At 73.8% G+C, this 25,598-nt stretch carries 22 protein-coding genes; 14 read left to right on the top strand and 8 right to left on the bottom strand.

The window, feature by feature from the left end; translation table 11 throughout:
- Window positions 1–26: 26 nt before the first annotated feature.
- Window positions 27–977 (bottom strand): carbohydrate ABC transporter permease, encoded by a 951-nt coding sequence (locus tag ACIG47_RS22540; protein WP_397433277.1) that lies wholly within the window; start codon window positions 975–977, stop codon window positions 27–29.
- Window positions 970–1,875 carry a carbohydrate ABC transporter permease gene (locus ACIG47_RS22535; RefSeq protein WP_397413058.1) on the bottom strand — a complete coding sequence of 302 codons (906 nt, stop codon included), beginning with the start codon at window positions 1,873–1,875 and terminating at the stop codon, window positions 970–972. Before ACIG47_RS22535 ends, ACIG47_RS22540 begins: the two co-directional genes overlap by 8 nt.
- Window positions 1,876–2,165: 290 nt before the next feature.
- On the opposite strand from ACIG47_RS22535, the gene ACIG47_RS22530 reads away from it, so the two are divergent.
- The 3 genes from ACIG47_RS22530 to ACIG47_RS22520 are packed head-to-tail and all read left to right on the top strand — an operon-like array spanning window position 2,166 to window position 6,538.
- Window positions 2,166–4,253, top strand: coding sequence for a DUF6807 family protein (locus ACIG47_RS22530; protein ID WP_397433275.1), 2,088 nt, complete (start codon window positions 2,166–2,168; stop codon window positions 4,251–4,253).
- The gene (locus ACIG47_RS22525) at window positions 4,250–5,479 is read left to right on the top strand and encodes a Gfo/Idh/MocA family protein (RefSeq protein ID WP_397433274.1); all 1,230 of its coding nucleotides are present in this window, start codon (window positions 4,250–4,252) and stop codon (window positions 5,477–5,479) included. Before ACIG47_RS22530 ends, ACIG47_RS22525 begins: the two co-directional genes overlap by 4 nt.
- A 12-nt stretch (window positions 5,480–5,491) precedes the next feature.
- A complete protein-coding gene (locus ACIG47_RS22520; protein WP_397433272.1) occupies window positions 5,492–6,538 on the top strand; it encodes an AEC family transporter in 1,047 nt (348 codons plus the stop codon).
- 91 nt (window positions 6,539–6,629) lie between these two features.
- On the opposite strand, the gene ACIG47_RS22515 is transcribed toward ACIG47_RS22520, so the two are convergent.
- The 4 genes from ACIG47_RS22515 to ACIG47_RS22500 all read right to left on the bottom strand — a co-directional run bounded on the left by ACIG47_RS22515 (window position 6,630) and on the right by ACIG47_RS22500 (window position 12,299).
- A complete protein-coding gene (locus tag ACIG47_RS22515; protein ID WP_397412937.1) occupies window positions 6,630–8,066 on the bottom strand; it encodes a Gfo/Idh/MocA family oxidoreductase in 1,437 nt (478 codons plus the stop codon).
- A 127-nt stretch (window positions 8,067–8,193) separates the two neighbouring features.
- A complete protein-coding gene (locus ACIG47_RS22510) occupies window positions 8,194–9,234 on the bottom strand; it encodes a 3-oxoacyl-[acyl-carrier-protein] synthase III C-terminal domain-containing protein (protein ID WP_397433270.1) in 1,041 nt (346 codons plus the stop codon).
- Window positions 9,235–9,238: 4 nt separating this feature from the next.
- Window positions 9,239–9,853, bottom strand: a complete 615-nt coding sequence (locus ACIG47_RS22505) for a SprT-like domain-containing protein (protein ID WP_397433269.1) — start codon at window positions 9,851–9,853, stop codon at window positions 9,239–9,241.
- A 121-nt stretch (window positions 9,854–9,974) separates the two neighbouring features.
- Complete coding sequence (locus ACIG47_RS22500; protein WP_397433268.1) at window positions 9,975–12,299, bottom strand: LLM class flavin-dependent oxidoreductase; 2,325 nt, start codon at window positions 12,297–12,299, stop codon at window positions 9,975–9,977.
- Between the two features lie 118 nt (window positions 12,300–12,417).
- On the opposite strand from ACIG47_RS22500, the gene ACIG47_RS22495 reads away from it, so the two are divergent.
- Window positions 12,418–12,924: a MarR family winged helix-turn-helix transcriptional regulator gene (locus ACIG47_RS22495; protein WP_397412933.1), complete on the top strand. Its 507-nt coding sequence runs from the start codon at window positions 12,418–12,420 to the stop codon at window positions 12,922–12,924.
- 4 nt (window positions 12,925–12,928) lie between these two features.
- Here ACIG47_RS22495 and ACIG47_RS22490 read toward each other — a convergent pair whose 3' ends face one another.
- Window positions 12,929–13,627, bottom strand: a complete 699-nt coding sequence (locus tag ACIG47_RS22490) for a FadR/GntR family transcriptional regulator (protein ID WP_397433267.1) — start codon at window positions 13,625–13,627, stop codon at window positions 12,929–12,931.
- 71 nt (window positions 13,628–13,698) lie between these two features.
- Here ACIG47_RS22490 and ACIG47_RS22485 point away from each other — a divergent pair, with 71 nt between their 5' ends.
- The 3 genes from ACIG47_RS22485 to ACIG47_RS22475 are packed head-to-tail and all read left to right on the top strand — an operon-like array spanning window position 13,699 to window position 16,756.
- A complete protein-coding gene (locus ACIG47_RS22485; protein ID WP_397433265.1) occupies window positions 13,699–14,484 on the top strand; it encodes a (Fe-S)-binding protein in 786 nt (261 codons plus the stop codon).
- A complete protein-coding gene (locus tag ACIG47_RS22480; RefSeq protein ID WP_397433264.1) occupies window positions 14,481–15,995 on the top strand; it encodes a LutB/LldF family L-lactate oxidation iron-sulfur protein in 1,515 nt (504 codons plus the stop codon). Before ACIG47_RS22485 ends, ACIG47_RS22480 begins: the two co-directional genes overlap by 4 nt.
- On the top strand, window positions 15,992–16,756 hold the full coding sequence (locus ACIG47_RS22475; RefSeq protein ID WP_397433262.1) for a lactate utilization protein C: 765 nt from the start codon (window positions 15,992–15,994) through the stop codon (window positions 16,754–16,756). The genes ACIG47_RS22480 and ACIG47_RS22475 overlap by 4 nt, the downstream gene beginning before the upstream one ends.
- A 4-nt stretch (window positions 16,757–16,760) precedes the next feature.
- Here the strand turns inward: ACIG47_RS22475 and ACIG47_RS22470 are convergent, their stop codons facing one another.
- On the bottom strand, window positions 16,761–17,174 hold the full coding sequence (locus ACIG47_RS22470; protein ID WP_397433260.1) for a DUF2000 family protein: 414 nt from the start codon (window positions 17,172–17,174) through the stop codon (window positions 16,761–16,763).
- A gap of 50 nt (window positions 17,175–17,224) precedes the next feature.
- Here ACIG47_RS22470 and ACIG47_RS22465 point away from each other — a divergent pair, with 50 nt between their 5' ends.
- The 7 genes from ACIG47_RS22465 (at window position 17,225) to ACIG47_RS22435 (ending at window position 25,036) form a co-directional block, all read left to right on the top strand.
- The gene (locus ACIG47_RS22465) at window positions 17,225–18,022 is read left to right on the top strand and encodes an AraC family transcriptional regulator (RefSeq protein ID WP_397433259.1); all 798 of its coding nucleotides are present in this window, start codon (window positions 17,225–17,227) and stop codon (window positions 18,020–18,022) included.
- A gap of 267 nt (window positions 18,023–18,289) precedes the next feature.
- Window positions 18,290–18,946, top strand: coding sequence for a uridine kinase (locus ACIG47_RS22460; protein ID WP_397412926.1), 657 nt, complete (start codon window positions 18,290–18,292; stop codon window positions 18,944–18,946).
- 70 nt (window positions 18,947–19,016) lie between these two features.
- Window positions 19,017–20,222: a glycosyltransferase gene (locus tag ACIG47_RS22455; RefSeq protein ID WP_397433258.1), complete on the top strand. Its 1,206-nt coding sequence runs from the start codon at window positions 19,017–19,019 to the stop codon at window positions 20,220–20,222.
- Window positions 20,223–20,273: 51 nt separating this feature from the next.
- Window positions 20,274–21,410 (top strand): LacI family DNA-binding transcriptional regulator, encoded by a 1,137-nt coding sequence (locus ACIG47_RS22450; protein ID WP_397433256.1) that lies wholly within the window; start codon window positions 20,274–20,276, stop codon window positions 21,408–21,410.
- Window positions 21,411–21,822: 412 nt separating this feature from the next.
- A complete protein-coding gene (locus ACIG47_RS22445; protein WP_397433334.1) occupies window positions 21,823–22,953 on the top strand; it encodes a Gfo/Idh/MocA family protein in 1,131 nt (376 codons plus the stop codon).
- Entirely contained in the window at window positions 22,950–24,179 is a 1,230-nt protein-coding gene (locus ACIG47_RS22440; protein ID WP_397433255.1) for a dihydrodipicolinate synthase family protein, read from the top strand. Before ACIG47_RS22445 ends, ACIG47_RS22440 begins: the two co-directional genes overlap by 4 nt.
- On the top strand, window positions 24,176–25,036 hold the full coding sequence (locus tag ACIG47_RS22435) for a sugar phosphate isomerase/epimerase family protein (protein WP_397433254.1): 861 nt from the start codon (window positions 24,176–24,178) through the stop codon (window positions 25,034–25,036). The genes ACIG47_RS22440 and ACIG47_RS22435 overlap by 4 nt, the downstream gene beginning before the upstream one ends.
- The last annotated feature ends 562 nt before the right edge of the window (window positions 25,037–25,598 follow it).

Here is a 25,598-nt window from a genome sequence, read left to right as displayed (position 1 = left end):
GACGTCGTTGTCTCATCGCGGTGGAGCTACTTGATTCCGGTGGTCGCAATGCCCTTGACCAGGTACTTCTGTCCGAACAGGAAGGCGATGAAGACGGGGATCAGGGACACGATCGACATCGCGAACAGCGATCCCCACGAGCTCTCGCCCGTGGAGTCGACGAACGTGCGCAGGGCGATCGGCACGGTGTACATCTCCGGCCGGGTGAGGAAGATGAGCTGGCTGAAGAAGTCGTTCCAGGTCCAGATGAACGTGAAGATCGCCGTGGTGGCGAGGGCCGGGAGCGACAGCGGCAGCATGATCTGCAGGTAGATGCGCAGGTGGTTGCAGCCGTCGAGCGTCGCGGCCTCGTCCAGCTCGCGCGGGATGCCGCGGAAGAACTGGACCATGAGGAAGATGAAGAACGCGTCGGTGGCCAGCAGCTTGGGCACGATCAGCGGCAGGAACGTGTTGATCCACTCGAGCTGGGAGAACAGCACGTACTGCGGCACGATCACCACGTGGATCGGCAGCATGATCGACATCAGCATGACCGCGAACCACAGCCGCCGGCCCCGGAACTCCAGCCGGGCGAACGCGTAGGCCGCCATCGAGCACGACAGCAGGTTGCCGAGCAGCGACCCGAGCACCACGAGCGCCGAGTTGATCAGGTAGTGGCTGAACGGGTGCAGCAGCGCGTTCCACCCGTCCGTGTAGTTGGACAGGTCGATGTCGGTGGGGATGAGGCCCGGCTCGCGGAAGATCAGCGCGTTCGGCTTGAACGAGCTGGCCACCATCCACAGCAGCGGGTACAGCATCACGAACCCGAAGGCGATCAGGCCCGCGTGCTTGAGCACGCTGCCGAGCCGGGCCCGCACGCGGCGGCCTCGGGGGCGGACGGCGACCGGGGCGGGTTCGCCCCGCCGGGCCGCCGTGCGGGACGACGACGCCGGGGCCGGCGCCGTCGGAGCGGTCTGTGTCGTCGAGGCGTCAGTCATCGTAGAAGACCCAGTACTTGGAGGCGAGGAAGTTGACGACCGTCATGCCGCCGATGATCAGCAGCAGGAACCAGGCCATCGCCGACGCGTAGCCCATGTCGAGGGAGCCGAACCCCTTGAGGTAGAGGTACAGCGTGTAGAGCAGCGTCGAGTCGGACGGGCCGCCGTTGCCGCCGCTGACGACGAACGCCCGCGTGAACGACTGGAACGCCTCGATGAGCTGCAGCACGAGGTTGAAGAAGACGATCGGCGTGAGCAGCGGCAGCGTGATGGACCGGAACTGCCGCCACCGTCCCGCACCGTCGATCGCGGCGGCCTCGTAGTACATCTGCGGGATCTGCCGCAGGCCCGCCAGGAAGATCACCATGGGCGCGCCGAACGTCCAGACGTTGAGCGCCATGAGGGTGCCCAGGGCGTAGTCGGGGTGCGACACCCAGCCCTGCCCCTGGATGCCGACGAGCGCCAGGACTTGGTTGACCAGGCCGTCCGCGCCGAAGATCTGGCGCCACAGGATCGCGATGGCCACCGACCCGCCGAGCAGCGAGGGCAGGTAGTACACCGAGCGGTACAGGGCCAGCCCGCGCATGCCCTTGTCGAGCAGCAGCGCCAGGCCGAGGGCCGCGGCGAGCTGCAGCGGCACGGACACGAGCACGTAGGTGAACGTGACGCCGAGCGACGTGAGGAACCGCGGGTCGTCGAACATCCGCGTGTAGTTCTCCAGGCCGATCCACTGCGGGGCCGAGAGCAGGTCGTAGTCGGTGAAGGACAGGTACAGCGACGCCCCCATGGGCCCCGCCGTGATGAGCACGAGCCCCACGAACCACGGGGCGAGGAACAGCAGCGCCCAGCGCCCGTCCCCCTTCTTGCGGGGGCTGACGCTCTGCTCGGTGCGGGACAGCTCCTGGATCACGGACACGGACTCACCCCCACGCTGCCGGGCGGGGGTACGGGCGGGGACCACCAGGGTCCGGGCTCGCTGGTCGGGTGGCGCATCGCGTTGTCCTCCGGATCGTCGTCGATCCCCGGCCTCACCTGTGAGAAACCGGTCTCTGGTGGAGGAACGTACCACATGAGGAACCGGTTTCCCATGGTGTACGGTCACCTCGGGAAACCGGTACCGCCGGGTGCCGCGCCAAGGACGGCGCAGGAGCCCGCCCGGCGGGCCGGACAGTGACGCAAGGAGTGCAGATGGTCAGCCGCAGCCCACGGGACACCGGTCAGCGTGCAGGTCAGCGCCGTGTCGTGGCCACGATCGGTGACGTCGCGGCCGCGGCCGGGGTGTCCCGGGCCACCGTCTCGCGCGTCATGAACGGCCGCAGCACCGTCGACGCCGCCATCGCGGAACGCGTGCGGGACGCGGCGGCCGAGCTGAGCTACCGGCCCAGCAACGCCGCGCGCAGCCTGGCGCTGGGCCGCACCCAGACGGTCGCGCTCGTGGTGCCGGACCTCGGCAACCCGGTGTTCCAGCAGATCCTGCGCGGTGTCATGGACGGCGCCGCCGAGGACGGCTACCGCGTGCTCGTCGCCGACACGGTCGAGGACGACCAGCAGGAGGGCGCCATCGCGCTGGAGGCCCGGCTGCGGTGCGACGCCCTCGTGCTCGTGTCACCCCGCATCGGCGACGCGGAGCTGAGCGCACTGGTCGCCGACGTCGAACCCGTGGTGCTGGTCAACCGCGAGTCCGGCGGCGCGGCGCCCAGCCTCGTCGTGGACTACGAGGACGCGGCGCTCCAGGTGGTCGAGCACCTCGTGGCGCTCGGGCACCGGCGGCTGGTGTATCTCGGGGGCCCCGTGCGCAGCGCCTCCGACGAGATGCGCCGCGCCGGCCTGGCGCGGGCGCGCGCGGAGCACGGCGACCTGGAGATCCTCGACCTGCCCGCCGGGCCGGACATCCAGGCCGGCCACGCCGCCGCGCCCGCCGTGCTGGCGACCCGGGCCACGGCCGCGGTGGCCTTCAACGACCTGGTCGCGTTCGGCCTCCTCGCCGGGCTCAACGAGGCCGGGGTCGCCGTACCCGCCGACATCTCGGTGGCCGGGTTCGACGACATCGAGCTGTCCCGTTACGCCACACCCGCCCTGACGACGGTGGCGGTGCCGCAGGCCGAGCTCGGCCGACACGCCTGGAGGGAGCTGCACGCCGTGATCGACGACGACGCCCACCCCGCACGCTCAGCACGGTTCACACCCCGCCTGGAGGTGCGCGGCAGCACCGGTCCCGTGCCGCAGGGTCCGGAGCGCGTGCACGTCACCGACGACGGCGGCGCGGAGGCCGTGCTCCCGCGCCGCGACGAGATCCTCACCGTGCCGCCCACCGTGGCACCCACGTGGTCGCTGCCCGCGGGGTCGAGCGACGCCGTCGTGCTGACCTGCGGTGACGGCCTGGAGCTCGCCCGCCGCGACACGGGTGACCGGATGCCCAGGGTGCACGCCCGGCGCCCCTACCTGCACCCCGTGCACACCCTGGCGGGCGTGCCGCTCACCGACGTGAGCCCCGTGGACCACCGGCACCACTACGGCGTGGGCATCGCGGTGCCGGACGTGAACGGCACCAGCCACTGGGGCGGCCGCACGTTCATCGAGGACGTGGGCCCCACGCTGCTGAAGAACCACGGGCGGCAGACCTCGACGGGCGTCCGCGTCGAGGCCGCGCCGGACCTGACCGGCCCCGCCGAGGAAGCCGGGGCCGGAGCCGGCGAGACGCTCGTCGAGGACGTGCTGTGGTCGGACGAGCACGGCGGCCCGCAGCTCCGCGAGGAGCGCCGCATCACGGCCCGCCTGCTGCCCCGGCTCCCCGGGACCGACGCCGCGCCCGGCTGGGTGCTCGACTGGCGCTCCACGCTGCACGCCGATCACGGCCCCCTGGAGATCCGCTCCCCCGCCACCAACGGGCGGCCGGGCGCGGGCTACGGCGGCCTGTTCTGGCGGCTCCCGATCGCCGAGAGCACCACCGTCCTGTCGGCCACGGGCACGGGCGAGAGCCGGGCGCACGGCAGCACGTCGCCGTGGGTGGCGTTCGTGCAGCAGCACGGCGGCCGGTCCACGACGCTCCTGCTGGTGCAGCCGGGCCAGGTCCGCCCGTGGTTCCTGCGCTCCGCCGAGTACCCCGGCGCGTGCCCCGCGCTCGCCTGGGACGCGCCCCTGCTCGTGCCCGACGGCGGCTCGGTGTCGGTCGGCCTGGTCGCCGTGCTGCTCGACAGCGCACTCACCGGCACCGCCGCCGCAGCACTCGCCGCGCACCTCACCGACGGCGGCGTCCCGGACGGCGGCCTCCGGTGAGACCGCCGAAGGTCGCCGTGGTCGGCATCCACGGCCACGGCGGTTCGCACCTGCGCACGGTCGCCGGCCTGGAGGCCCGGGGGCTGGCGCGGCTGAGCGCCGTCGTCGACCCGCGCGAACCCGCGGACGCAGCGGCGCCGTGGTTCGCGAACCTCGGTGACCTGCTGTCGGCAGGCAGGGACGCGCTGCCCGACGTCGTGGTGCTCTCCACCCCGATCCATACGCACCTGCCGCTCGCGCGCACCGCGATGGAGGCGGGCATCGACGTGCTGCTGGAGAAGCCCACGACCGCCTCCCTGGCCGAGCACGCGGAGCTCGTCGCCGTCGCCGGGCGCACCGGGCAGCTGTGCCAGGTCGGGTTCCAGACGTTCGGGTCGCACGCGCTGCCCGCCGTCGCCGACATGATCGCGCGGGGCGAGATCGGGCAGGTCACCGGCATCGGCGCCGTGGGCACGTGGGTGCGCACGGCGGCGTACTGGGCACGGTCACCCTGGGCGGGCCGACGGCGCATCGGCGACCGCGCGGTGGTGGACGGCGTGGTGACCAACCCGCTCGCGCACGCCGTCGCAACGGCCCTCTGGGTGGGCGGCGCCCGCACCACCGCCGACATCGCCTACGTGCACACCGACCTGTGGCGCGCGAACCCGATCGAGGCGGACGACACCTCGTCGCTGCGGGTCGTGGGCACCGACGGCACGCGGTACGGGTTCGGGCTCACCCTGTGCGCCGCGGCACGGACGCCGGCCCGCGTGATCGTGCGGGGTACCGCGGGCCAGATCGAGCTGGAGTACGAGCACGACCTGGTGCGGCTGCGGACCGGACGCGTGGTCGCCGAGAAGCAGTACGAGCGCACGGGGCTGCTGGAGAACCTGCTCGCCGTGCGGGCCGGCGGCGGGGCGGGCGGTGCTCAGAGCGCCGACGGCGTCCCGGCGGGCCGCGGCGGCGGGCGGCTCCTGTGCGACGTACGGGACACCGGCGCGTTCATGCGGGTCCTGGAGGCGGTACGGACGGCGCCCGACCCGGCTCCGATCGGGGACACCTTCGTGGACTGGGCCGACGGCGCCGCTGACCCGGGCGTCGTCGGCCAGGGGAACCCCTCGGGGGACACACGGCATCCGGTGGTGCACGACGTCGCTGCGTGGTGCGAGCGGGCGGCGCGCGAGCAGCGCACGTTCACGGAGCTGGGCGCTCCGTGGACGGGCCGGCCGTCGATCCGCGGGACATGACATGGTGCTCGGGTGCTGTCCGTCCTGACTGCCATCGTCTCCATGGCCTGCGTGGTCGCGCTCGGCTGGGTGATCCAGCGGACCGGCCTGCTGGCCGGACGCGGCCTGCCACGAGGGCCTGCGCGTGACACGCCGGGCGACGGCGGGGCGGGCGCCCGGCAGACGCTGGCCACGCTGTCGTTCACCATCTGCGCGCCGGCGCTGATGTTCAGCACCCTTGCCTCGACGGACCTCGCGCACGTGCTGTCCCGCGGCGCCGTGGTCACGTGGGTCACGACCGCCGTGCTCGGCCTGGTCACGGCCGCCGTGGCGCGGTGGCTCCTGCGCCTGCCGGCGGGTCCCGCCGCCGTGACCACGCTGGCCGCCGTCTACGTCAACGGCGGCAACATCGGCATCCCGCTCGCCGTGTACCTCTTCGACGACGCGCTGGCCGTGGTGCCCACCCTGCTCTTCCAGCTCCTGGTGCTCGCGCCGCTGGCCCTCTCGGTGCTCGACCGGGCGGGCGCCTCGGCAGGGTCGGCAGGATCGACGGGCGGGCGGGGGCTGCGCTCCGTGGGGCAGGTGTTCCTCGCGGCGTTCCGCAACCCCATCACGCTGGGCACGCTGGCGGGCCTGCTCGTGGCGCTGGTCAGCGAGGTGACCGGCGCGCGCCTGCCCGAGGTCGTGCTCATCCCCTTCGACCTGATCGGCGCCGCCGCCCCGCCGCTGGGCCTGCTGGCGTTCGGCATGACCCTCGCGGTGCCCATGCCGCCCGCGGACGCCGACCTCGGTGCGGCCACCGCCCGCGGCGGGCACGTGGTGGGCTGGGTGATCGCGCTGGCGGTGCTGGTCCGCAACGTGCTGCACCCCCTCGCGGCCTGGGCCCTCGGCACGGCGGCCGGCCTGGACGCACCGGCTCTCGCTCTGGTGGTGACCATGGCGGCCCTGCCCACGGCGGTGAACGTCACGACGTACGCGACCCGCTACGGCGTGTTCGACGGCGTGGCCGCCCGCGCCACGGTCTGGACCACGGCCGCCTGCGTCCCGGTGCTCGTGGCCGCGGGCGCCCTGCTCACCTGACCCACCCCGAACCCTGCCGAGGTAGGACGGCAGCGAGATGGAACGCGTCTGCGGTTCTGTCTCGCTGCCGTCCTCCCTCGGCGAGCGGGGGTCAGATGCCCAGGTCGAGGTCCTCGATACGGACCGGGTCGCCCGTCTCCAGCGAACGGTTGCCGGCGTACCCGACCGACGACGCGCGAACGCCGTCGACGTAGCCGGCCGCGCGGGCCAGCGGGTCCGGGGTGGCCGACGGGCGGAACACGTCGGCCAGCAGCAGCGCATCGCCACCGCCGTGCCCGCCGCCGCCGCGCACGATCGGCCGTTCCTCGGCGCGCTCCCAGTGCCGCTGCACCACGAGCCGCTCACCGGTGGGCCGCACCGGGTCCTGCGCGAACACGGCGGTGGCGCTCGGGTCCAGGATGGCCGCGCCGTTGTCGCCGAACTCGACCGAGCCCCGCTCCGTGACCTCCAGCTCCGCGCGGCCACGCGTGCCGTTGACCACCACGCGGTAACCCTCCCAGGGCGAGTGCGCGGTGAGGGAGTAGGTGAGCAGCGCGCCGCCCTCGTACTCGACCACCAGGCCGAGCGTGTCCTCGGTGGTGATGCCCGCGTCGAAGACCGATCGGTTGCGCACGTACCCGTCGACGGCCTGGGCCTCGGGCCCGTACAGCGTGGACAACCAGGGGTTCTGCTCCACCGAGAGGTGCCACGGGTCGACGCCGCGCTCGTTCAGCGCACGTTCGGCGGCGGTGGGCTCGTAGTCGGTGCCGTGCGCGGCGTCGTCGCCGTAGAAGCGGCGCCCGCCCGTGGCGAAGACGCGTCGCGGTACACCGTCGATCCACCAGTTGACCAGGTCGAAGTGGTGGCTGGACTTGTGCACCAGGAGCCCGCCGTTGTTCACCTTCTCGCGGTGCCAGCGGCGGAAGTAGTCGGCACCGTGCACGGTGTCCAGGGCCCAGTCGAAGTGGACCGACAGCACCCGGCCGATCTCACCGCTCGCGATCACCTCGCGCAGCGCGCTGTTGCGGGGCGAGTAGCGGTAGTTGAACGTCGTGACCAGGCCGCGGCCGGTCTCGGCCACGGCGTCGACGATCTGCCGGGCCTGGTCCGGGTGCGCCGCGATGGGCTTCTCGACCACGACGTCGGTGCCGGCCCGCAGCGCGCGGGTGACCAGGTCGGCGTGCGTGCGGTCGACCGAGGTGACGATCACCCGCTCCACGGACTGCTCCGCGATCGCCTTCTCGAGGTCGTCCGGGTGGTAGACCGGGCGGGTGCCGCCCAGCGCGGCCGCGACCCGCGCCTCGTAGGCGGCCGCCCGCACGGGGTTGGGCTCCACCCAGGCGACGATCTCGCCGTCGGGCGCGTGCGTGCCGATCAGGGCGTCGATGTACATCGAGGCGCGGTGCCCGGTCCCGACCACCGCGTAGCGGCGCCGCCCGGCGGGCAGCGGGCCCGACGGCGGCAGGGGCTCGGTGGTGGGACCGGTGATCGGCTCCGTGGTCGGCGCGGCGGTCGACCGGCTGGTCGGCTCGCTGGTGGGCTCGGGCATCGGTGGTGAGCTCCTTCGGTCGTCGTCGACGTCGCGGGACACGATACCGGCGGCGGGAAAGCGCTGTCCACGGTGTCCGGGGCCCGTCCGGACGGTGGCCGGACGGGCCCTGCCCCCTGGGGACCGCTCAGCGCTCGGGCGTCAGCACCACCTGGCCGGCCCACGCGAACCCACCGCCGAACCCGAACAGCAGCGCCGGGACGCCCGCCGGGATCTGACCGGCGTGCCACCACTTCGACAGACCGAGCGGGATGGACGCCGCCGAGGTGTTGCCCGACTCGGTGATGTCCGTGACCACCACCTTGCCGTCCAGCCCGAGCGCCTTGGCCAGCGGCTCGATGATCCGCAGGTTGGCCTGGTGGGCCACCAGCACCTCGATGTCGTCGAGGCTCAGTCCGGACCGGGCCACCACCTCGCGCGCGCGGTCGGCCGCGCGGGTGATCGCCCACTTGAAGACGGCACGACCGTCCTGCTGGAACTTCACGTCCGGCACCTCGATCCGCACCGCGGGCGTCAGCTCCGGCTCGGTACCCCACGCGACCGGCCCGACGGCGGGGACGTCGGTGGCCTGGAGCACCGCCGCACCCGCGCCGTCGGCCGTGAGGATGCACGTCGAGCGGTCGGTCCAGTCGGTGTAGGCGGTGAGCTTCTCGGCCCCCACCACCACCGCCGTCCGGGCCGAGCCGGCACGGATGGCCTGGTCGGCCAGGCCCACGCCGTGCGCGAACCCGGAGCAGGCGACATTGATGTCCAGGACCGCCGGCCCGACCACGTGGCGCAGGTCCGGCGCCTCCTCGCCCTCGGGTGTGGAGGCGCCGGGCTGCACGCCGGTGCGCAGGGCGTACGCGACGCGGCCGGCCGTGTTGGGCGACCGGTCCTCCGCGGTGGTGGTCGCGACGATCACCAGGTCCACCGCGTCGGCAGGGACGCCCGCGTCGGCGAGCGCGTGCTCGGCGGCGGCCGTCGCCATGTCGGCGACCGTGACGTCGTCGGCGGCCACGTGCCGCGTGACGATGCCGGTCCGGGACCGGATCCACTCGTCGTTGGTCTCGACCAGCCGGGCGATGTCCTCGTTGGTGAGCGTCTTCGGCGGCTGGTGGTGACCCAGGCCGATGATGCGGGAGCCGGCGGCGCCGGAGGGGAGTGTCAGTGCGGGCGACGTAGCCATGGGGTCAACGTAGCGCGCCGAGGTCCAAGGGTTCGACGGTCAGTCCCGGAACCCGTGCACGCGCGGCCCGCGCGATCCGCTCCTCGGCCCCCGGCCCGGGCGCCGGGACCTCGCCCACCTCGCGGAACGCCCCGTGGAGCTGCGCGTCGTACCGCTCGCCCATCGCCGCGTTGCGACCCTTGTACGTCCACGCGATGAGGTGCGCCAGGTCGAACCGGGGCCCGCAGGCGCGGCAGGACATGATCCCCTGCGGCCTCCGGAACCGGGTGATCCGGTGCCCGGCCGGGCAGGCACCGACCCACGGCCCGTCGATCGACGGCGCCGCCGGGTCCACGCACCGCCGGCCCGAGCAGCCGATGCGCACCGCCACCTCACGCCACGCCGGACCGTGCTTCGCCGTCGAGCCCGCGAGCGCGTGGGCCACCTCGTGCAGGATCGTGTCCCGCACCTCCGGCCCGTCGTGGATGCGCGTGAGCGGCGCGGACAGGCTGATGCGGCGCTTGGTGTAGTTGCACATCCCGGCGCGCCGGACGGCGTCGTCGAACTCGAACGTCCAGGTCTTCAGGCCGTGCTGGTCCATCAGCTCGCGCGCCAGGCGCGAGGCGGCGACAAGGTTCATGGGTCCCCCTGCAGAGATCGTCAGTAGGTCGGTACGCCCGGCCGTGCCGTACCTGCCGTGCCGGACGCATCGAACCTACGGGCTGCCACCCACACCCGGGCGGAGTTATCCACAGCCGGGGTCAGGCACCGTCCCCGGCCGGTCCCGACGCAGCACCCGGGTCGGCCGGATCTGCCGGCGGGATCGGGAAGTTCGTCCGGAACACGTTGGAGGGATCGTAGGCCGCCTTCACGGTACGCAGCCGCGAGAACGTCGGCTCGGGGAACGCCTCCAGCAGCCGCTCGGGCCGGCTGTCGGTGTCGAACGACAGGTACGAACCGTCCATCACGGGGCCGATCTCGGTGTCCCAGGCCCCGTTGAGCCGGTCCTGGTTCGTGGCGAGCGCCGAGAGCGCGAAGTTCTGGTGCCGGTGCGCGTACGCCGTGGCGTCGGGCGCCACGTCGTTCCCCGCGCCACCCGTCGCCCGGATCGACGTGAAGTACGACTCGCCCGTGCCCAGCAGCCGTTCGACGGCCCGGCTGGTGCCCTGGTCCAGGTGGGTCAGCAGACCGGACCGGGCCGAGGGGTCGCCCCCGCCCGAGTGGTGGGCGTCCTCGCGCCGCACCACGCCCGAGTAGGGCAGGAGCTGCGCCTGGTGGCCGAGCAGCGGGCCGGAGTCCGCGAGCAGCTCGAGCTGGGCGATGGCCTCCTCCGGGTCTGCGTCCGCCCCCTCGGCCGCGAACACGGTCAGGAGCTGCGCCATCGGCGGCTGGCCGCGCCGCGCGGGGGCCAGGATCATGAACGACGTGAGCCCGCGCGGGGCCGCCTCGACGGTGGCCCCCCACTTCTCCAGGAGCCCCGCGGTGTCGGTCGCGTCGAGCGTCATCTGCGAGAAGACGACGTCGCCCACGGCGCCCGCCTCGACCTCCAGCCAGGTCACCACGCCCATGTTCCCGCCCGCGCCGCGCAGCGCCCAGAACAGGTCCGGGTGCTCGTCGCGCGAGGCGTGCAGCACCCGGCCGTCGGCCGTGACCACCTCGGCGGCCACCACGTGGTCGATCGTCAGGCCCTGGAGCCGGCCGAGGAACCCGATGCCGCCCGTGGTGCCGAGGCCGCCCACGCCCACGCCGCCGTAGTCGCCCGAGGTGATCGCCCAGCCGCGCGGCGCGAGGACGGCCGCGACCTCGCCCCAGGTGGCGCCCGCGCCGATCCGCACGCGGCGGGTGGCCTCGTCGACCACCTCGACCGAGCGCATGCCGCGCATGCTGAGCACCACGCCGCCGTCGTTCGTGGACCGGCCGGAGATGCCGTGCCCGGCGGACCGGACCGCGAACTCGACGCCCTGCTTCTGCACCCAGGCCAGGCCCGATGCGACCTCGTCCACGCCCTGCGGCCGCAGGACCAGGCCCGGCGCGCCGGAACGCAGGTAGTTGTGCCGCACCGAGCCGTACTCGCGGTCACCGGGCTCGACGGCGCGCGCGGCCAGCTCGGGCGGCAGGGAGTCGTAGTCGATCCCGGGCCGGCGCGCGGCCAGCGCCGCGCTGCCCCGCCGGGCCGTGGCGGGCACGGTGCCGGCGCGCTTCCGCTCGGCCGCCACCGCCTCGCGGACGGCGGGCGCGACCTCCAGGGCGAAGGCCCGGATCTGGTCGGGGTCGTCGGCCGTGGCGATGAACCCGCTCACGCCGTCCTCCAGGGCCAGGCGCGTCAGCTCCTCGACCCACTGGTCGGCCGGGCCCTGCAGCTGCCCGGTCGACCGGGCGGTGATGGACCCGCCCAGGTTGAGCAGCCGGCGGACGGCGCTCGGCGAGCGCCCGGCCTCGACCGCGGCCTCGTCGATCACCGCGTTGCCGCGGGCCAGGTCGCCGTCCTTGAAGTAGGGCAGCGAGGGCAGCCAGCCGTCGGCCTGGGCACCGGTGATGCGGAGCATGCGCTTCTTGTACGCACCGAGCCAGATCGGGATGTCGTGCGCCGGGGCCGGGCCGCGCTTGGCGCCGTCGACCCGGTGGATCTCGCCGTGGACGCGCAGCGGGGTGCGCTCACCGGCGTCCCAGACGCCCCGGATGATCTCCAGGGCCTCCTCCAGCGCGGTCACGCTCTCGGCCGGTGTGCGGCGCTCCGCACCCATCGCCACGGCGGCGTCGTTGAATCCGCCCGCGCCGATGCCCAGGTCGAAGCGGCCGCCGCTGAGCAGGTCGAGGGAGGCGGCCGACCGTGCCACGTGGGCCGGCAGGCGCAGGCCCATGTTCAGCACGTTGGCCGACACGTGGATGCGCTCGGTCTGCGCGGCCACCCACGACATCAGGGTCCAGGTGTCCAGGAAGCCCGGCTGGTAGGGGTGGTCCTGGAACGTGACCAGGTCCAGGCCCAGCTCCTCGGAGAGCCGGGCGAGCTGCACCGGGACCTGGGGGTCGCTGTTCGTGGGGGTGATGAAGGTACCGAAGAGCAGGTCGTGCCCGTAGTCGGTCATGCGCGCGGTGTCCCTCGTCCTCGTTCTCCGCTGCCGCATCCGCGGCAGATCGTCTGTGCTGCAGACGATATTACTCACAACTCTTCTGGATCACCGCACATTCCCGTAGGATGTGGCCATGAGCACGACGGCAGGCACCACGACGACCGGCGCGCACTCCCTGTTCGGTTGGTCGCTCGCGTCGCTCCTGCGCGAGTGGAGCGCCCGGGTCGACGCCGCGGCGGACGACCTGCCACAGGGCACGCGCGGCTACCAGCTGCTCACGGCGGTGGTGCACGCCGACCTGCCGAGCCAGGCCGCCCTGGCCGCCTCCCTCGGCATCGACCGCACCGTCATGACCTACCTGCTGGACGCCTTCGAGAGCTGTGGCCTCGTCGAACGGCAGCGCGACCCGGCCGACCGGCGCGCGCGCCGCATCGTGGCCACGGAGCGCGGCCAGGAGGTGCTGGCCGCGATGGACGCCCGCGTCGCCGCCGCGGAGGACGAGCTGCTCGCGGGCCTGGAACCCGGGCAGCGCACCCTGCTCCGCGAGCTCCTGGAGCGGGCCGCGCTGGGCAACGGCCCGGACGCGGACCCGTGCCGCACCGTGGTCCAGGCGACCCGGCCGCCCTCGGACGCCGGATGACGCGTCAGCGCTCCCCCAGGCCCGCCTCGCGGTAGAAGCCCTCGATGTGCTCGCGGGCCAGGCGCGCGGCCTCCTCGCCGTCGTGCCGCGCGACGGCGTCCACGATCCCCTCGTGCTCCGCGCACAGCCGGGCCGCCGTCCGCGGCCAGTCCGGCACCGCCTCGGCGCCCGCGGTCACGTAGGAGGCGACGGCGGCCCGCATCCCGCTCAGGAACGCCTCGACGAGCTGGTTGCCGCCGAGCCGGGCGAGCCCGAGATGCAGGTCCTGGTCGCGCTCCAGGAACTCCGCGACGCCGATCCCGGGGCGCGCCATGGCCGCGAGGTGCTCGCGCAGCGGCGCCAGGGCGGCCGCGTCCGGTGCCCGCCGGGCCGCGTCGCGCACCGCGCCGGTCTCCAGCAGCACGCGGGTGGCCACCACGTCGGACACAGGGAGGGTGCCGGACGCCACGTGCAGGCGCACCGCCGCCCCCAGGCCCGCGGCCGGCCGGTCGATCACCGTGGCGCCCGCCGCGGGACCCGAGCCGACAGCGGTGCGCACGATGCCCATCGCCTCCAGGATCCGGATGGCCTCGCGCACCGACGGGCGGGACACACCCAGCTCCTCCGCGAGCGCCCGCTCGGCCGGGAGCCGGTCCCCGAGGGACCAGGTGCCCGCGGCGAGGCCTTCCTCGATCCGGGCCAGGACGCGCTCGTGGGTTCTCACCGGTGCATGGTACGTGGTGTGGTCTGTCCACAGTGGGCTATGGTGTGGTCAGACCTCGAAGGAGAGTGCCCATGCGCATCGCCCTGGCCGCCACCTGCATCGCCGACGCGATGTTCCCGCAGGCTCCGCAGGCCGTCGTCACGCTGCTGGAGCGGCTGGGCCACGAGGTGGTGTTCCCCGACCAGCAGGCGTGCTGCGGCCAGATGCACGTGAACACCGGCTACCTCGCCGACGCCGTACCCGTGGTGCGCAACCACGTGCGCACCTTCGCCCCCGTGGCCGACGGCGAGTGGGACGCCGTCGTCGTGCCGTCCGGCTCGTGCACGGGCTCGATCCGGCACCAGCAGAAGATGGTCCTGGAGCGCGCCGGGCTACCGACCGAGGCGCGCGCCGCGACGGCCGTCGCCGAGCGCACCTACGAGCTCTCCGAGCTGCTGGTCGACGTGCTCGGCGTGACCGACGTCGGCGCCTGGTTCCCGCACCGCGTGACCTACCACCCCACCTGCCACTCGCTGCGGATGCTCGGCGTCGGCGACAAGCCCGAGCGGCTGCTGCGGGCCGTCGAGGACCTGGAGCTCGTCCCGCTGGAGCAGGCGGAGGGCTGCTGCGGGTTCGGCGGCACGTTCTCGCTGAAGAACGCGGACACGTCGGCGGCGATGCTCGACGACAAGGTGGCGAACGTGGTGGGCACGGGCGCCGAGGTGCTCACCGCGGGCGACTGGTCGTGCCTCATGCACATCGGCGGTGGCCTCTCGCGCGGCGGTACCGGAGTGCGGCCCATGCACCTGGCGGAGATCCTGGCCTCGACGCGGGAGGCGCCCGTGGTGCCCGGCGACCGTCAGGAGGTGGCCCGATGAGCACGTTCCTCGGCATGCCCTCCGCGCGCACCGGCGGGCAGCGCCCGGACGCCGCACCGGGCACGCTGGACGGCGTCGGCAGGCCGGAGGACCCGCTGCACTGGGGCGCCTCCTTCCCCGAGGCCGCACGGGCCGCGCTGGCCAACGACCAGCTCCGCCGGAACCTGGGCAACGCCACCTCCACGATCCGGTCCAAGCGGGCGCGCGTCGTCGGGGAGGTGCCGGACTGGGAGGCGCTGCGCGACGCCGGCTCCGCGCTCAAGACCGATGTCATGGCCCGGCTGCCCGATCTGCTGGAAGAGCTCGAACGGAACGTGACCGCGCGCGGCGGCGTCGTGCACTGGGCACGGGACGCCGCCGAGGCGAACCGGATCGTCGCCGGGATCGTCCGGGAGAAGCAGACCGACGAGGTCGTCAAGGTCAAGTCCATGGCCACCCAGGAGATCGGTCTGAACGAGGCGCTGGCCGAGGAGGGCGTCGCCGCGGTCGAGACGGACCTGGCGGAGCTCATCGTGCAGCTCGCGGACGACATGCCGTCGCACATTCTGGTGCCCGCCATCCACCGCAACCGCACCGAGATCCGCGACATCTTCCTCGAACGGATGGGCGACGCCCCGCCGGACCTGACGGACGTGCCGCGCGAGCTCGCGATGGCGGCCCGGGCGCACCTGCGGCGCAAGTTCCTCTCGGCCAAGGTCGCGATCAGCGGGGCCAACTTCGCCGTCGCGGACACCGGGACGCTCGCCGTGGTGGAGTCCGAGGGCAACGGCCGCATGTGCCTCACGCTGCCCGAGACACTCATCACCGTGATGGGTATCGAGAAGCTGGTGCCGACCTATCGCGACCTGGAGGTGTTCCTGCAGCTCCTGCCGCGTTCGTCGACGGGCGAGCGGATGAACCCGTACACCTCCCTGTGGACGGGCGTGACTCCGGGCGACGGGCCGCAGGAGTTCCACCTGGTGCTGCTCGACAACGGCCGTACCGACGTGCTCGCGGACGAGGCCGGGCGCTCGGCGCTGCACTGCATCCGCTGCTCGGCATGCCTCAACGTCTGCCCCGTGTACGAACGGGTGGGCGGGCACGCCTACGGGTCGGTCTACCCCGGCCCGATCGGCGCGATCCTCACGCCGCAGCTCACCGGAGAGAAGTCCGACCTGCCCTACGCCTCCACGCTGTGCGGCGCCTGCTACGAGGTGTGCCCCGTCAAGATCGACATCCCGTCGATCCTGGTGGAGCTGCGGGCGCGCGAGGTCGAGCTCGCCGGCGCCTCGCCCGAGGTGCCGGACCGCGTCTGGAAGGCCGCCATGAAGGCGGCGTCCTTCGCGATGGCCGACGGCGGCCGGTTCCGCCGGGCGGCCCGCCTGCCCCGGGTGCTGCGTGCGATCTCGCGGCACGGCGTGATCCGGCGGCTGCCGTTCCCGGGCTCGCTGTGGACCCGGTCCCGGGACCTGCCGGAGCCACCGCGGCAGACGTTCCACGACTGGTGGGCAGAGCGGGAGGACCGACGATGAGCGACGCGCGGACGGAGATCCTGTCCCGGATCAGGACGGCGCTGGGGGCGGACGCGGAGCGAGAGGCTCGCGCCGTGCCCCGGGCGTACCGGGCCGCCGGCGAGCACGCGCCCGGGTCCGCACCGGTGCTGGACCAGCTGGTCGACCGGCTCGTGGACTACAAGGCGCACGTGCACCGGGTGACGGCGGCGGAGCTGCCGGGCCTGCTGGCGGAGCTGCTGGCGCCGGGTGGGCTGACGGCCGATCCCGGGCGGTCGGCAGAACGTCAGGTGGTCGGCAGCTCGAGCGACCGATCATCTGACGTTCTGCCGACCGGCCGGGGGGCCGCCGAGGCCGGGGCCCGGGCGCGGAGCAGCGTCGTCGTGCCGCCCGGGATCGAGCCGGGGTGGCTGGCCGGGCTCGGGGACATCGTCGTGCGGACCGACTCGCGGGAGGCGCCGCTCTCCGCCGTCGAGCTGGACGGGATCGACGCCGTGGTCACGGCCGCGCGCGTGGCGGTCGCCGAGACCGGCACGATCGTGCTGGACGGCGGGCCCGACCAGGGCCGGCGCGCGATCTCCCTGGTCCCCGACGTCCACGTGTGCGTGGTGCGGACCGACCAGGTGGTGCAGACCGTGCCGGAGGCCGTGCGGCTGCTCGGCACCGATCCCGGTCGGCCGCTGACCTGGATCAGCGGGCCGAGCGCCACCAGCGACATCGAGCTCGACCGGGTGGAGGGCGTGCACGGCCCCCGGACGCTGCACGTGGCGCTCGTGTCCTGAGGTCTCAGGGGTGCAGCCGCGCCCCCTTGACCACCTTGTCGACGACGCGCCGCTCACCGGTCACCACCACCCCGACCAGGTCGAGCTTCTCGGTGGCGACGCCCGCGACGGCGGCCCGGTTGTCGACGTCGTTCCCCGTGGCGAACAGGTCCGCCGTGTAGATGCCGATGCGCAGGCCACGGGTGGCGGCGCGCTCGCGGACGGTGGCGAGCCGGTCGCCGTCGGCCACCATGACCATGACCGGGGTGCCGAGCATCGCGAGGTACTCCTGGCCGTCCGCGTCCCGGTAGGTGTCGCCCACGAGCTCCGGGTAGGCCGCGGTCACGGCGCTGGACAGGAACGCGGTGACGTTGTTCTCCTGCCAGCCGAGCAGGTCGTCACGGAGCACGATCACGATCTTGGCTTGTTCGAAGGTCATGTTCTCCAGCGTGCGGGCGGGGCGCGGCGCGAATCTTGTACGTTCTTGACATGGCCTCGGACGTGGTGCGCGCGTGGCGGCCCGGGGTGCCCGGGGTCGCCGAGGTGCTGCACGCCGCATGGCACGAGCACGCCTACCCGGCCCACACGCACGACACCTGGACCGTGCTGGTCGTCGACCGCGGACTGATCGGCTACGGCCTGGGCGGCCAGGAGCACGCCGCGGAGCACACCGGGGTGACGGTGCTGCCGCCCGGCGTCGTGCACGACGGGCGGTCCGTGACCGCGGCCGGATTCCGCAAGCGGGTGCTCTACCTCGAACCCGCGGTGCTCGACCCCGGGCTGACCGGACGCGCCGTCGACGCACCCCTGGTCCCCGACGACACGCTCCGCGCGCGGTTCGCGGGCCTGGACCGGGCGCTCACCGTCCGCGAGGACGTCGCCGCCGAGGGCCTGCTGGCCCTGGTCACCGAAGGCCTGGCCTGGCACCTGTCCGGCCGCCCGACGCCGCCGCGCGAACCGCCCGCGGCATCGACGGCCCGCCGGGCCCGCGACCTGCTCGACGCCGACCCCACGCGTCCCGTGCGGCTGGCCGACGTCGCCGCCGAGCTCGACGTCACCGTGCCCCACCTGGTGCGTGCGTTCACCCGCGAGCTCGGCGTGCCACCCCACCGGTACCTCGTGGGCCGCCGCCTCGACCTGGCCCGGCGCCGGCTGCTGGCGGGCGAGTCCGCGGCGGACGTCGCGGTCGCCACCGGATTCCACGACCAGGCCCATCTGACCCGCCACTTCCGCCGGCTGCTGCGTACGACCCCGGGGCGGTACCAGCGGGGTGCGGCCGGAGGGTGACGGGGCGCACGGCGGACCGCCGAAGGGGGCGGGCGGGCCGGGCGGGCACAGCCGTGGCCGGGGGCGGGCACGGCCGTGGCCGGGCGCGGGACTGACGTGGCCGGGCGCGGGACGGACGGCGAGCGGGCGCCGGCCAGCACGGCCACACAGAAGTGGCGTTCTGCCCAGCGATTGCGCCCAGAACCGGCCGTGGTCTTGGGCACAATCGCTGGGTAGAAGGTGACATCCACACCGCGAGCCCACGAGGGTGCGGGAGAATGGCCTCTCGTGACCGACCCAGCGCCCGAGCCCACCCTCTTCGACCTGCCCCCGGGTGCCCGCCGTCCCCGCGCGCGGGTGGTGCTCCTGACGGGACCGTCCGGGTCGGGCAAGACGTCGCTCACCCGCCGCCTGGGACTGCCCGTGGTGCAGCTCGACGACTTCTACCTGGACATCGACCACCCGGGCCTGCCGCAGCGGTACGGCAGCGTGGACTGGGACGACCCCGCGACCTGGGACGCCAAGGGTGCCCTCGCCGCGCTGCAGGAGCTGACCACCGAGGGCCGCGCCGACGTGCCGGTGTACGACATCCCGACGTCGCGCCGGACCGGCATCCGGCGCCTCGACATCGGGGACGCGCCGATCATCCTGGCCGAGGGCGTCTTCGCCGCCCAGCTCGTCGACGTCTGTCGCGCCGAGGGCCTGCTCGCCGACGCGATCTGCCTGTCGCGCCCCCGCCTGATCACCTTCTGGTTCCGGTTCCTGCGCGACGTCGCCGAGGCGCGCAAGCCGATCGGCACCCTGCTGCGCCGCGGGACGACGCTGCTGCGCGCCGAACCGGAGATGATCCGGCGCTGGGTGGCACTGGGCTGTCGCGAGATCTCACCCGCCCAGGCCGAACGCGACATCCGAAACCTTCTTGTGCAGAAGTCCTCGGATACGTAATCCTCGTGTAACCGAACTGCCATGTCTCGCACATCCGCGGGGCTCACCCTGGGCGCAGGAGGTGGTGTCTGTGATCCAGCGCAACGGTTTGCGTGTGCTCTCGCTCTACGAGGGCTTCTTCAGCGGCGGGGCTCGTGTCCTGCACTCGACGGTGGTCGCCGGTCTGCACCAGGGCGGCCGTCAGCAGCATTCCGTGCTGAGCCTGCACCACGAGGTCCGGCGCGAGGCCACCCTCCAGCGGATGGAGGACGACCCGCGCTACCGCGCCCTGCGCGCCGCCGGCGTCCGGATCGGTTCGCTGGGCCGGAGCACCGACGCCGGCCACGACCCGCGGGTCTTCACCGAGACCGAGCTGGGGACGGCCGCCCGCGAGGTGGGCGGTGCGCACGTGGTGCTGTCCCTCAAGGAGCAGCCGCTGCGGCTCGTCAACCAGGACGCGTTCCCCGACCGTCCGGTCATCGCGTGCCTGCACCGGTCCGACCCCGAGCACCAGGGGGACGCCCTCGGCGACCTGCTGACGGCGGCGGACCGCGGCCGGCTCGCCGCCGTGGTCTGCTGCGCGGAGTCCACCCGGGACGCGTACCGGGAGGCGGGCGTGCCTGCCGACCTGCTGCGCGTGGTGCCCAACGGCATCAACCTGGCCCGGTTCCGGCCGGTCCAGGGCGCCCGCCGGCTGGCCCTGCGGGGCGCCGCCGGGGTGCCCGCCGACGCGACCGTGGTGGTCTACGCGGCGCGGTACGACGAGATGAAGAACCCCGAGCTCTTCCTCCGGTCGGCCCGCGCGTTCCTCGCGCTGGAGCCGCGCGGTCACGTGCTCATGTGCGGTGCGGGCATGACCGCGGCCAACCCCGACCTCCAGGACGACCTCGACCGCATCTTCGGCGACCGGCCGGACCTGCTGGAGCGCCTGGACCTGCTCGGCGTGCGGCACGACATGGAGCTGGTCTACGCGACGGCCGACGTCGTCGCGCTCACCTCGGCGTTCGGTGAGGCCGCACCGCTGTGCCTGATCGAGGGCTCGATGTGCGGCGCGGTGCCCGTCACCACGCCGGTGGGCGACGCCCCGTCGATCGTGGAGCGGATCGGGTTCGTGACCTCGTACGAACCGGCGGAGATCGCCGCGACCTGGATCGAGGCGGCCGCGCGGCGCGAGGAGCTGGAGTCCGCGCGCACCGCCGTGCGACCCCGGTTCAGCCACGTGCGGATGATCGCGGGCTACTCGAGCGTCATCGAGCGCACCCACCGCGACGCGGGCTTACGCGTGGCACGGGTCTGAGTCGGGACCTCTCACGACCCACGGGGGCGTCGGACACGGCAGGATGACCTCATGTCCGACGCCCTCGTCACCCTGAGCCAGGTCGCCCGCGAGGCCGGCGTGTCCCTGGCCACGGCGTCGCGCGCGATCAACGGCAGCGCGACCCGCAGCGTCCGCGAGGACCTGCGCGAGCGCGTCCTGGAGACCGCGCGCCGCCTCGGCTACTCGCCCGACCCGAGCGCGCAGGCGATGGCCCGCGGCCGTACGACGGCGCTCGGCCTGGTGGTGCACGACATCGCCGACCCGTACTTCTCGACCATCGCCGCGGGGGTCGCCCGGGCGGCGGAGCGCGCCGGGCTCATCGTCACGCTCGCGTCCACGGAGCACAGCGCCGAGCGGGAGCTCGCGTTCGTCGAGCTCGCGCGGCGCCAGCGGTCCCGCGCGATCATCCTCGCGGGCGGACGGCTGGAACCGGACGGCGGGCAGACGCCGGTCGACGATGTCCGCCCGGCCTCGGGTGCGCTGGAGGCCGCGCTGAACGCGTTCCAGGAGGCCGGCGGCGGGGTGGCGCTGATCGGCCAGCCGATCGGCGGCCTGCCGGTGGTCGAGATCGCGAACGCCGACGGCGCGGCCGACCTCGCCCGCGCGCTGCACGGGCTCGGCTACCGCCGGTTCGCGGTGCTGGCCGGTCCCCGGGGTCACCGCACGGCTGCGGACCGCACGACTGGTTTCACCGGCGCCCTCGCGGAGCTCGGCAGCCCCGTCGCGCCCGACGACGTCCTGGCCTGCTCGTTCACCCGTGACGGCGGGTACTCCGCGATGCGTGACCTGATCCGGCGGGCCGACGGCAGTGCGCCGTCGGCGGCCGACGCCGACCCGCAGTCCGGCGGTACGGCACCGAGCATGGTCCGGCTGCCGGAGCTCGTCTTCGCCGTCAACGACGTCATGGCGGTGGGCGCGATGGCCGCCGCCCGCGACGCGGGCCTGAGCGTGCCCGACGACGTCGCCGTGGCGGGCTTCGACGACATCCACACCCTGCGTGACGTCTCCCCCGGACTGACGACCGTGCGGATCCCGCTCGCCGAGGTGGGTGAGCTGGCGACCGACCTCGCGCTGGGCCAGACGGGCGACGCGGGCACGCCGGTGCGCGGCGAGGTGGTGCTGCGCGAGTCGACGCCGAACCACCTCGGCGGGGACAGGCGCCGCTGAGGCTGCCGTCGGCGGTGTGCGCCGAGGTCGGCAGCTTCCTGCGAAGTCGGCACCTTCCTGTGAGGTCGGCACCTTCCTGTGAGGTCGGCAGTTTGCCTTGAGGTCGGTACAGGCCTGTGCCGACCTCGAGGCAAACTGCCGAGTCTGCGGTACAAACTGCCGACCTCGAGGCAAACTGCCGAGTTCGCGGCGCAAACTGCCGACCTCGAGCCCATGACTGCCACCGCAGTGCCCACGACCGCCGCCGCAGCGTGCACGACCGCCGCCGCAGTGCGCACGGCCAGCACCATCCATGTACTCCCCAGGAAACCTGCGCTATTGTCAGCCCGGAAAGCGCATTCCCGGACTGTGCGACAGTCCGCGGACGAACACCGACGATGGAGTCCCGCCCGTGACCACACTTCGCATCGCCATGAACGGCGTCACCGGCCGCATGGGTTACCGCCAGCACCTCGTGCGCTCGATCCTGCCGATCCGCGACCAGGGCGGCGTCACGCTCGCCGACGGTTCGCGCGTCCAGGTCGAGCCAGTGCTGGTGGGCCGCAACGCGGACAAGCTCAAGGAGCTCGCGGCCAAGCACGACGTCGAGCACTGGACCACCGACGTCGACGCGGCCATCAAGGACGCCGACATCGTGTTCGACGCCGCGATGACCAACCTGCGCCCGGCGACGCTGTCCAAGGCGATGCGCGCGGGCAAGCACGTCTTCACCGAGAAGCCGACGGCGGAGACCCTCGCCGAGGCGATCGACCTCGCGCGGCTCCAGGCCGAGACCGGTGTGACCGTCGGCGTCGTGCACGACAAGCTGTACCTGCCGGGTCTGGTGAAGCTGCGCCGCCTGGTGGACGAGGGCTTCTTCGGCCGCATCCTGTCCTTGCGCGGCGAGTTCGGCTACTGGGTGTTCGAGGGCGACTCGCAGCCCGCCCAGCGCCCCTCGTGGAACTACCGCGCCGAGGACGGCGGCGGCATCACCACCGACATGTTCTGCCACTGGAACTACGTGCTGGAGGGCATCCTCGGGCAGGTCAAGACCGTGACCGCGAAGACCGCCACGCACATCCCGACCCGCTGGGACGAGCAGGGCCGCGAGTACGCCGCCACGGCCGACGACGCCGCGTACGGCATCTTCGACGTGACCACCCCGGGCGGGGACGACGTCGTGGCGCAGATCAACTCCTCGTGGGCCGTGCGCGTGTTCCGCGACGAGCTGGTCGAGTTCCAGGTGGACGGCACGCACGGCTCCGCCGTCGCCGGCCTGCGCGAGTGCCGCGCCCAGCACCGCGCGCACACCCCCAAGCCCGTCTGGAACCCGGACCTGCCGGTCACCGAGCCGTTCCGCGACCAGTGGCTCGACGTCCCCGCGAACGCCGACCTCGACAACGGCTTCAAGCTGCAGTGGGAGGAGTTCCTGCGCGACGTCGTCGCCGGGCGCCCGCACCGCTACGACCTGCTCTCGGCCGCGCGCGGCGTGCAGCTCGCGGAGCTGGGCCTGCGGTCGTCGGCGGAGGGCCGCCGCATCGATATCCCGGAGATCACCCTGTGAGCGGGGTCGCCGCCGTCCTCCCCGTGTTCGACGCCGAGGGCCGGGTCGCCGGTTCCGAGGCCGTCGAGCTCAACGCTCCCGGCCCCTGGACGACGCCGTCCGCCCCGATCACGTCCCGCATCGCCTTCGCGGCCGCCCACGTGGTGCCGCAGGTCGGTGCGGAGAACGTGCCGGGCGCACCCGCCGTCGTCGACTGGGACGCGACCCTCGCCTACCGGCACCGCATCTGGGAGCACGGGCTCGGCGTGGCCGACGCGATGGACACCGCCCAGCGCGGCATGGGCCTCGACTGGGCGGCGACCCAGGAGCTCGTCCGGCGCTCGGCGGCCGAGGCGGCGTCCGTGGGCGCGCGCGTCGCGTGCGGTGCGGGCACGGATCAGCTCGACCCGGCGGTCGTCGCAGCGCTCGAACCCGGTGACACCGGCCTGGCCGTCGTCACCGAGGCCTACCGCGAGCAGGTGCACGTGGTGCAGGACGCCGGGGCGCAGGTCATCGTGATGGCGTCCCGCGCGCTGGCCCAGGTTGCCCGCGGCCCCGAGGACTACGCCCGCGTGTACGACGCCGTGCTGGCCGAGGCCGACCAGCCGGTGATCCTGCACTGGCTGGGCACCATGTTCGACCCGGCACTGGCGGGCTACTGGGGCTCGGACTCCGTGGACGACGCGACCGCGACGTTCCTCGACCTGATCCGCGCGCACCAGGCACGGGTCGACGGCGTCAAGGTGTCGCTGCTCGACGCCGCCCACGAGGTGGGGCTGCGCCGGTCGCTGGCGGCGCTGCCGGCGTCGGCCGACGGCGTGCGGCCCCGGCTGTACACGGGCGACGACTTCAACTACCCGGAGCTCATCGCGGGCGACGAGCAGGGCCACTCGGACGCGTTGCTCGGCATCTTCGCCGCGATCTACCCGGCGGCCTCCACGGCCCTGCAGGCGTTCGACGCCGGGGATGCCGAGGGCGGCCACAAGATCCTGGCGTCGACCGAGGCACTGGGGCGGCATATCTTCGCAGCGCCGACGTACTACTACAAGACCGGCATCGCGTTCCTGTCCTGGCTGAACGGGTTCCAGTCCGGGTTCTCGCTGGTAGGCGGCCTGCACTCCGGCCGGTCGGTGCGGCACCTGGTCGAGCTGGCCCGCCTGGCCGACGGCTGCGGCATGCTGCTCGACCCGCCCCTGGCCGCCGCGCGCCTGCGGGCGTTCCTCACGACGAACGGGGTGACAGCATGAGCCGGGCATCGCTCAACACCGCCACCGTCAAGCACGCCTCGCTGGCCGAGGCGTGCGAGGCGGCGGCCACGGCGGGCTTCGGCGCCGTCGGGCCGTGGCGCGACGTGGTGCAGGCCGTCGGCGCGCCGCAGGCGGCGCGCATCATCGCGGACGCCGGGCTGCGCGCGTCGTCCCTGTGCCGCGGCGGGTTCCTCACCGCGGCGGACGACGCCGGCATCCGCGCCGCGCTCGACGACAACAAGCTGGCGATCGAGGAGGCCGCGACGATCGGCACCGCTGAGCTGGTCTTCGTCGTCGGTGGGCTCGTGGGCTCGACTCCGGGCGGCGCCCCGACGTCGGACGTGGACCGCGACCTCGTGGCGACGCGCGGCCGGGTGGCCGACCGCATCGCCGACCTGGTGCCGTTCGCCGCGGAGCACGGCGTGCGGATCGTGCTGGAGCCGCTGCACCCGATCTTCGCCGCCGACCGGGCCGTGATCTCGACGCTGGCGCAGGCGCTGGACCTGGCGGCGCCGTTCGCGCCGTCCGAGGTGGGTGTCGTGGTCGACACCTACCACGTGTGGTGGGACCCGGCGCTGCGGCAGTCGATCGCCCGGGCCGGGCGGGAGGACCGCATCGCGTCGTACCAGGTGTGCGACTGGGCGCTGCCGCTCGCGGCCGAGCCGCTGAACTCGCGCGGGCACGTGGGCGACGGGTACGTCGACTTCGCGACGATCACCTCGTGGGTGCGTGACGCGGGGTACGTGGGCGACGTCGAGACCGAGATCTTCAACGAGGAGATCTGGGCCCGCCCCGCGGCGGAGACGGCGGCGACCGTCCTGGACCGCTACCAGCAGCACGTGGCCCCGCACCTCTGAGCGGCTCCGGGCGGGGCCGCTGCGATACAGGGGCGCCGGGCTCCTGGCCCCCGGTCCCGGCGCGCCGAGGCCCCAAGGCCCCGCAGCCCTGCGGCCCCGCGGCCCCGCGGCTCGACCCTGAGACCGGGAGGCGGAGGCCGCACTGCGCGTCAGTGAAGGTGCCCCGCGGAGGTGGGTTGCTGTCTGTAGACGTTGTCTACTGTCCGCAACCCACCTCCGCGGGGCACCTTTCCGCCTGGACGAGTCGGCGAGCGGGACGCACCGGCCGAAGCGGGCCGAGAGGACATGCCGTACAGACCGAGCAGACCGAGCAGGTCGGGCAGGCCGAGCGGCAGGCCTGGCGGGCCGAGCGGCAGGCCTGGCAGGCAGGCCGAGCGGCCGGCCTGGCGGGCCGAGCAGCGGGCCTGGCAGGCAGGCCAAGCGGCGGACCTGGGGGCAGGCCGAACGGCCGACCTGGCGGCCCGAGCAGCGGGCCTGGCAGGCAGGCCAAGCGGCGGACCTGGGGGCAGGCCGAACGGCCGACCTGGCGGCCCGAGCTGCGGGCCTGGCAGGCAGGCGAACG

The sequence above is a fragment of the Promicromonospora sp. NPDC052451 genome (assembly GCF_044547525.1).
Taxonomy (GTDB): domain Bacteria; phylum Actinomycetota; class Actinomycetes; order Actinomycetales; family Cellulomonadaceae; genus Promicromonospora.
The sequence above is the reverse complement of the archived record's forward strand: the minus strand, read 5'-3'. Positions and strand labels throughout refer to the sequence as shown.

What these genes read in the sequence shown, in the direction of transcription:
- ACIG47_RS22480 (WP_397433264.1), top strand. Translation starts at nt 14,481, where the DNA reads ATGAGCACGTTCCTCGGCATGCCCTCCGCGCGCACCGGCGGGCAGCGC.
- ACIG47_RS22470 (WP_397433260.1), bottom strand. Translation starts at nt 17,174, where the DNA reads ATGACCTTCGAACAAGCCAAGATCGTGATCGTGCTCCGTGACGACCTG.
- ACIG47_RS22530 (WP_397433275.1), top strand. Translation starts at nt 2,166, where the DNA reads ATGGTCAGCCGCAGCCCACGGGACACCGGTCAGCGTGCAGGTCAGCGC.
- ACIG47_RS22475 (WP_397433262.1), top strand. Translation starts at nt 15,992, where the DNA reads ATGAGCGACGCGCGGACGGAGATCCTGTCCCGGATCAGGACGGCGCTG.
- ACIG47_RS22500 (WP_397433268.1), bottom strand. Translation starts at nt 12,299, where the DNA reads ATGACCGACTACGGGCACGACCTGCTCTTCGGTACCTTCATCACCCCC.
- ACIG47_RS22445 (WP_397433334.1), top strand. Translation starts at nt 21,823, where the DNA reads ATGAACGGCGTCACCGGCCGCATGGGTTACCGCCAGCACCTCGTGCGC.
- ACIG47_RS22450 (WP_397433256.1), top strand. Translation starts at nt 20,274, where the DNA reads ATGTCCGACGCCCTCGTCACCCTGAGCCAGGTCGCCCGCGAGGCCGGC.
- ACIG47_RS22495 (WP_397412933.1), top strand. Translation starts at nt 12,418, where the DNA reads ATGAGCACGACGGCAGGCACCACGACGACCGGCGCGCACTCCCTGTTC.
- ACIG47_RS22540 (WP_397433277.1), bottom strand. Translation starts at nt 977, where the DNA reads ATGACTGACGCCTCGACGACACAGACCGCTCCGACGGCGCCGGCCCCG.
- ACIG47_RS22505 (WP_397433269.1), bottom strand. Translation starts at nt 9,853, where the DNA reads ATGAACCTTGTCGCCGCCTCGCGCCTGGCGCGCGAGCTGATGGACCAG.
- ACIG47_RS22465 (WP_397433259.1), top strand. Translation starts at nt 17,225, where the DNA reads ATGGCCTCGGACGTGGTGCGCGCGTGGCGGCCCGGGGTGCCCGGGGTC.
- ACIG47_RS22435 (WP_397433254.1), top strand. Translation starts at nt 24,176, where the DNA reads ATGAGCCGGGCATCGCTCAACACCGCCACCGTCAAGCACGCCTCGCTG.
- ACIG47_RS22485 (WP_397433265.1), top strand. Translation starts at nt 13,699, where the DNA reads ATGCGCATCGCCCTGGCCGCCACCTGCATCGCCGACGCGATGTTCCCG.
- ACIG47_RS22510 (WP_397433270.1), bottom strand. Translation starts at nt 9,234, where the DNA reads ATGGCTACGTCGCCCGCACTGACACTCCCCTCCGGCGCCGCCGGCTCC.
- ACIG47_RS22515 (WP_397412937.1), bottom strand. Translation starts at nt 8,066, where the DNA reads ATGCCCGAGCCCACCAGCGAGCCGACCAGCCGGTCGACCGCCGCGCCG.